General features: G+C 65.0%; 9 protein-coding genes. 3 read left to right on the top strand and 6 right to left on the bottom strand.

Translation table 11 applies throughout. The features are described 5' to 3' along the window. Positions 1-654 (top strand): SDR family oxidoreductase (locus ABYB95_RS15685; protein ID WP_372659501.1); only part of this gene is annotated, 654 nt, incomplete at its 5' end. 63 nt (positions 655-717) lie between these two features. Here ABYB95_RS15685 and ABYB95_RS15690 read toward each other — a convergent pair. The 4 genes from ABYB95_RS15690 to ABYB95_RS15705 are packed head-to-tail and all read right to left on the bottom strand — an operon-like array spanning position 718 to position 3,320. After that, entirely contained in the window at positions 718-1,071 is a 354-nt protein-coding gene (locus ABYB95_RS15690; protein ID WP_372659502.1) for a hypothetical protein, read from the bottom strand. Further along, positions 1,072-1,812, bottom strand: a complete 741-nt coding sequence (locus ABYB95_RS15695; RefSeq protein ID WP_372659503.1) for an NAD-dependent deacetylase — start codon at positions 1,810-1,812, stop codon at positions 1,072-1,074. Between the two features lie 17 nt (positions 1,813-1,829). Further along, positions 1,830-2,573, bottom strand: a complete 744-nt coding sequence (rlmB, locus tag ABYB95_RS15700; RefSeq protein WP_372659504.1) for a 23S rRNA (guanosine(2251)-2'-O)-methyltransferase RlmB — start codon at positions 2,571-2,573, stop codon at positions 1,830-1,832. Between the two features lie 45 nt (positions 2,574-2,618). Continuing rightward, positions 2,619-3,320 carry an ABC transporter ATP-binding protein gene (locus ABYB95_RS15705; RefSeq protein ID WP_372659505.1) on the bottom strand — a complete coding sequence of 234 codons (702 nt, stop codon included), beginning with the start codon at positions 3,318-3,320 and terminating at the stop codon, positions 2,619-2,621. Between the two features lie 72 nt (positions 3,321-3,392). Here ABYB95_RS15705 and ABYB95_RS15710 point away from each other — a divergent pair, with 72 nt between their 5' ends. After that, a complete protein-coding gene (locus ABYB95_RS15710; RefSeq protein WP_372659509.1) occupies positions 3,393-4,013 on the top strand; it encodes an arylesterase in 621 nt (206 codons plus the stop codon). 6 nt (positions 4,014-4,019) lie between these two features. Then, positions 4,020-5,096, top strand: a complete 1,077-nt coding sequence (gene mnmH, locus ABYB95_RS15715; RefSeq protein ID WP_372659506.1) for a tRNA 2-selenouridine(34) synthase MnmH — start codon at positions 4,020-4,022, stop codon at positions 5,094-5,096. Between the two features lie 8 nt (positions 5,097-5,104). On the opposite strand, the gene ABYB95_RS15720 is transcribed toward mnmH, so the two are convergent. Further along, complete coding sequence (locus ABYB95_RS15720; RefSeq protein WP_372659507.1) at positions 5,105-5,299, bottom strand: hypothetical protein; 195 nt, start codon at positions 5,297-5,299, stop codon at positions 5,105-5,107. A gap of 35 nt (positions 5,300-5,334) precedes the next feature. Then, a partial coding sequence (locus tag ABYB95_RS15725) for a PLP-dependent transferase (protein ID WP_372659508.1) occupies positions 5,335-5,754 on the bottom strand: 420 nt, incomplete at its 5' end.

A 5,754-nucleotide genomic window follows, 5' to 3' on the forward strand; every position in this document is an offset into this window, starting at 1 on the left:
AGCCAGCAAGCGCAGGCTCAGGCTGTGGTGGCAGAAATCACCGCCCTGGGCCGCAGCGCCGTGGCGCTGCAGCTGGACGTGGCGAACAGCCACAGCTTCCCCGCCTTTGCGCAATCGGTGCGCCAACGGCTGACCGAGCAATGGCAACGCAGCCACTTCGACCACCTGGTGAACAACGCCGGTATTGGACTGCAAGCCAGCGTGGCCGAAACCACCGAGGCGCAGTTCGACCAACTGGTGAACATCCACCTCAAGGGTCCGCTGTTTCTCACCCAGGCGCTACTCCCGCTGATCGCCGACGGTGGCCGCATCGTCAACCTCTCGACCGGCCTGACCCGTTTCACCGTGCCCGGTTACGCGGCCTACGCCGCCATGAAAAGCGCGGTCGAAGTGCTGAGCCTCTACATGGCCAAGGAATTGGGCGCACGTGGTATCGCCGTCAACGTGGTCGCACCGGGCCCGGTCGAAACCGATTTTCGTGGTGGCGCGGTGCGCGACAACCCCCAGATGAACCAGTTTCTCGCGGCGCAAACGGCACTGGGACGCGTCGGCTTGCCCGACGACATCGGCTGCGTGATCGCCAGCCTGCTGCAGCCCGCCAATGGCTGGATCAATGCCCAGCGCATCGAAGCATCGGGCGGCATTTTTCTCTGAACCTCGGCGCAGAACGGTGGTGCAGCGCTGTGCACCGCCCCGGTCGGGCCGGATCGGGTTGGGTCAGTGCGGGTTTTCGAAGAACACCGCGTTGGTGTAGTCGCTGATTTCGAAATACACCTTCTTCTCACCCGGGTCGACCTGCATGTTCAGGTTTTCGTCCAGCACGCCGTAGCCGTAACGGTAGGCGCGCGGAACGCCATCACCCGTGCCCAGGGCGGTGCTGATCTTGTCGACCTTGAGAAAGCGGCGCACCACCTTGTCACCGGCGTAAATTTCCAGCACACCGTTGGTGCCGGTCCAGTTCTGGATGTCGCGGCTGATCTTGTTCTGCTGCTCCTGGGTACAGCCCACCAGCAACAGAACACCGGCCAACACGCCCGGCAACAACAGGCACGACAAAGAAGGTTTTTTCATTCAGGGCTCCAGCAAAGTGGGCAAACAAAGGGCCGCCGTCTGGCGCAGGCAGGCGTCGGCAACGGTATCGAGTTCAGAGGGCTCCGGGTTCACCAGGACCACTTGGGCCCCGTGCTGGTGGGCCGTGAACACCAGCCCAGCCGCTGGGTACACCACGCCCGAGGTACCCACCACCAGCAGCACATCGCAAGTCTGCACCGCTTGTTCGGCCAGTGCCAGCGCTTGTGCAGGCAACGACTCACCGAACCAGACCACCGCCGGGCGGCGCAGATTGCCGCAATGGCGGCACGCCGGTGGCAGTGTTGTCGCATCCAGTCCTTGCGCGCAACAGGCACGCTCGGCATCCAGCCACCGGTCTTGCGCCAGTTGGCCATGCAAGGCGATCACGCCCGGGCTGCCGGCGCGTTGGTGCAGGTCGTCCACGTTCTGCGTGACCAGTGTCCAGCGTGGCGGCTCACGTTGCTGCACCGCCGCCAGCGCGCGGTGCCCGGCATTGGGCAATGCGGCAGACACCAGCTCCCGCCGGTGCAGGTACCAGTCCCACACCATTTGCGGCTGGGCTCTGTACGCGGCTTCTGTCGCCAGCTCTTCGGGCTTGAAACGCGACCACCAACCGGTGAGCGCGTCGCGAAACGTGGGCACGCCCGATTCCGCGCTCATGCCCGCACCGGTCAACACCGCCACCTGGCGCGCCCCCGCCAGCCATTGGCGCACGGTAGCGAGGTCGGGTGATGGATGCACGCGTTGCTCGAACCGCGTCAGCTGCGCTGGCGCAAGGCTTCGTACAGACACACGCCGCTGGCCACCGAGACGTTCAGACTCTCCACCGCGCCATGCATGGGAATGCTCACCAGTTGATCGCAGGTCTTTCGTGTGAGCTGGCGCATGCCAGCGCCTTCGGCCCCCAGCACCAGGGCCGTCGGGCCCTTCAGGTCCGCCTGGTACAGGGTTTTGGGCGCGTCGTCGCTGGTGCCGGTGATCCAGATGTTGCGCTCTTTCAATTCGTTCAGGGTACGCGCCAGATTGGTCACCATGAAATAAGGCATGGTCTCGGCCGCGCCGCTGGCCACCTTGGCCACCGTGGCGTTGATGCCCGCCGCGTGGTCCTTGGGCGCGATCACGGCGTGCGCACCGGCGCCATCGGCCACGCGCAGGCAGGCGCCCAGGTTGTGCGGATCGGTGATGCCGTCCAGCACCAGCAGCAGCGGCACCTTGTTTTCGGCTTCCACCTGCTCCAGCAGCTCGTCCAGCGAGGTCACCTGTGCCACCGCCTCCACCCTGGCCGCCACGCCTTGGTGGCCATGGCTACCAGCGAGCTTGGACAGGCGCAGGCCATCGGCCTCGATCAGGCGGGCACCGGCTTCGTTGGCCCGCTCCAGGAACTGGCGCATGCGCGCGTCGCGCCGGGATGGCTCGTAATAAATTTCGATGATGGATTGCGGCGCGGTCTTCAGGCGCACGCCCACGGCGTGAAAGCCGAACAGAACTTTGGGGGATGACATGCCCCGATTATCCGTGCTCCACCGCCCTTGCAGGCGGCGCCGCGCTCAATCCACCGCCACGGTCTCCGGCACCACCTGCCCGGCTTCGATGGTGATGCGGCGCTCGCAGCGCCGCGCAATGGCCTGGTCGTGCGTGACCAGCACCAGCGTCGTGCCCTGCTCGCGGTTCAGGTCGAACATGAGCTGCATCACTTTTTCACCGGTGGCAAAGTCCAGGCTGCCCGTGGGTTCGTCGGCCAGCAACACCGCGGGCTGCACCACAAAGGCACGCGCCAGGGCCACGCGTTGCTGCTCGCCGCCCGAGAGCACCTTGGGGTAATGCCCCAGCCGCTCGCCCAGGCCCACGCGCTGCAGCATCAAGGTGGCGGTGGCCCGCGCGTCGCGCCGCCCGGCGAGTTCCAGCGGCAACATCACGTTCTCCAGCGCGCTCAGATTGCCCAGCAACTGGAAGCTCTGGAACACAAAACCCACTTTTTCGGCGCGCAAGGCGGCACGCTGGTCTTCGTTGAGCTGGAACAAATCCACACCATCGATCTGAACTGTGCCCTGGGTTGGCGTATCCAAACCCGCAACGATGGACAACAAGGTGCTCTTGCCCGAACCCGAAGCGCCGACGATGGCCGCCGTTTCCCCTTGGGCGAGGGAAAAATCGATATCGCGCAAAATGGTCAAAGTACCGGTGGAATCGGTCACCGACTTGAACACATGCTGCACGGCGATGACCGCTGGCGGCTGGACACTGGACATGGAAGGACTTTCTGTTTGAAACGACGCCACTTTAACGCGCTGTCGCTGGTGGGCACCCTGGCGGGGCTATCGATGGCCGCATCCACACCGGCTTGGGCGCAAGCCGCCACCAAGACCGCCACAGCGTCACAGCCCGTGGTGCTGGTGGTGGGCGACTCGCTCAGCGCCGAATACGGTCTCCAGCGCGGCAGCGGCTGGGCGGCACTCATGGCAGAGCGCCTGAGCCAGGAAAAAGTTCAAGCCCGGGTGGTCAATGCCAGCATCAGCGGAGACACCACTTCGGGCGGGCGCTCGCGCCTGCCCGCCCTGTTGAAACAGCACCAACCGGCGGTGGTCGTCTTGGAACTGGGCGGCAACGACGCCTTGCGTGGCCTGGCCTTGCGCATGACGCGCGAGAACCTGGCGGCCATGGCGCGCCAGTCGCGTGAGTCCGGCGCACGCGTGCTGCTGCTGGGTATGGAGATGCCGCCCAATTACGGCGCGCGCTACGGCCAGGAGTTCAAAGACATTTTTGTGGCGGTGGCCAAAGCCGAAAAAGCCGCTCTGGTTCCGTTTTTCCTCACCGGTGTGGCCGATCTACCCGACCCGACCAAGCTGTTCCAGGCCGATCGCATCCACCCCAACGAAAGCGCACAGAGCATCATGCGGGACAATGTGTGGTCCGAGCTGAAGAAGCTCCTGCCCCACCCCTGATCCCGGATGCCCGTACACACCCTGCCCGCGAGCGAAGCCATAGGCCAACTCGCCGCTTTCGACGCCGTCATCGACGCACGCACCGAGGACGAGTACGCGCTCGACCACCTGCCCGGTGCCGCCAACTGGCCGACGCTGGACAACGAGCAGCGCATCACCATCGGCACGATGTACAAGCAGGTCAACGCCTTTGAAGCCAAAAAGCGCGGCGCGGCACTGTCGGCGCGCAACATCGCGGCCCACATCGAACGCGAGGTGCTCGACAAACCCAAGGGCTGGAAACCGCTGGTGTATTGCTGGCGTGGTGGCAACCGCAGCGGCGCACTGGCCACCATACTGGGCGCCATCGGCTTTCAGGTCACCTTGATCGAAGGGGGCTACAAGGCCTGGCGCGCCGCCTTGGTGGCGTCGCTGCCCGCGCTCGCGCAAGGCTTGCACTACCGCGTCGTCTGCGGCCCCACCGGTTCGGGCAAAACGCGTTTGCTGCACGCGCTGGCGGCGCAAGGCGCCCAGGTGCTGGATCTTGAAGACCTGGCCAACCACCGCAGCTCGGTGCTGGGCCATATTCCCGGGCTGCCGCAGCCCAGCCAGAAACGCTTCGACTCTCTGGTTTGGGACCGCTTGCGCCACATGGACCCGGCGCGGGTGGTGTACGTAGAGAGCGAGAGCAAAAAGGTGGGCAATGTGGCGGTGCCCGACGCCTTGATCCAGGCCATGCGCGCCAGCCCTTGCCTGGATCTGCAACTGGCCGACGCCGAGCGCGTGGCTTTGCTGCTGGAGGACTACCGGTTCTTTGTCGACGACAGCGAACACTTTTGCCGCCGTCTGGAGGCCTTGAGCGAACTGCGTGGCAAGGACACCGTGGCCCAGTGGGCGCAACAAGTTCGTTCGGGCGAGACGCCTGCCGTGGTTCTGGAGCTGCTGACCCGGCACTACGATCCCATGTACGCGGCGTCGATCGCGCGCAACTTCCAGCAATACCCGCAAGCCCTTCCCTGCGTTTTGCGCAACCGCTCACCCGAGGCGTTGGCCGAACTGGCGGTTTCGCTGATCCGCAGCGAAACCGGGTCAGCGCCCGCCTGAAAACGGAATCAGTCCGGCTTGCCTTCGGCCTCGTCTGCGGGCGTGGCAGCTGGCACCGAAGGCGGCAGCATGGGGTTCACAACTTCTTCCTCTTGCCCGGGCTCGCCTTTGCGTTCGGCCTTGGCTTTGAGCTTGTCTTCTTTCTTGCGTCTCTTGGCGAGTTCTTTCTGACGTTTTTCGTATCCGTAGTTGGGAGTTGCCAAAGCAGTCTTTCGTGGTGAGGTTTAAAAAAAGGGGATCAGGCGTGCAGCACAGGCAGGGCTTGTAACAAGTCGGCCCGCAGGTCGTCCACCGCCTCCAGGCCGATGGCAAAGCGTACCAGACCCCCAGCGTGGGGCCAAGGCCGGGTACGCGCCGAGGCCATGTCGTACGGGGCGCACAGACTGATGGGACCGGCCCAGCTCCAACCCAGCTGGAACAGGCGCAGTGCGTCGCAAAAGGCGTCGATGCGGGCCTGGGAAATACCGGCATCAAAAACCACGCTGAACAAACAGGCCGCCGCGCGGGCGTCGCGCTTCCAGGTCTCGTGGCCCGGCGAGCCCACCAGCGCGGGGTGCAACACCTGCGCCACGCCAGCTTGTGTTTGCATCCAGGCGGCCAGCTCGCGGGTCGCCATGTCCTGCGCGTGGTAGCGCAGACCAACGGACTGCAAACCGCG

Source organism: Hydrogenophaga sp., from assembly GCF_041633695.1.
In the GTDB taxonomy this organism is placed as follows: domain Bacteria; phylum Pseudomonadota; class Gammaproteobacteria; order Burkholderiales; family Burkholderiaceae_C; genus Hydrogenophaga.